Annotated in this window: 1 protein-coding gene; it reads left to right on the forward strand. The window is 68.1% G+C overall.

Annotated features, from left to right (window positions below):
- Positions 1 to 342, forward strand: a 342-nt coding sequence (locus tag HJ536_RS20720) for a DUF7507 domain-containing protein (RefSeq protein ID WP_177159285.1), incomplete at both ends; no start/stop codon positions are given.

Consider the following 342-nt stretch of genomic DNA (forward strand, 5'->3'; position numbering starts at 1 on the left):
TTACACCCTGACCCAGGATGACGTTGACGCAGGCACCGTCAGCAACCTCGCCACGGTCACCGCCAGCAGCCCCTCGGGCACCGGCGATGTCACCGATATTTCCAGCGCCACCGGCACCGGCGATGCGGCCACGGAAACCACCCTAACCCGCGCCCCCGCGCTGACCGTCACTAAGGCCGTCGCCCACACCGACGCGGACAGTGACGGCGTGGTCAGCCTTGGCGACACCCTGACCTACACCATCACTGCCGAGAACTCCGGCAACACCACGCTCACCGGCCTGACCCTGAGCGATGACTTCCAGCGCTCGGGCGGCACCGCCCTGACCGCGACCCTCTCGGT

This window comes from Donghicola mangrovi (genome assembly GCF_013377535.1).
In the GTDB taxonomy this organism is placed as follows: domain Bacteria; phylum Pseudomonadota; class Alphaproteobacteria; order Rhodobacterales; family Rhodobacteraceae; genus Donghicola; species Donghicola mangrovi.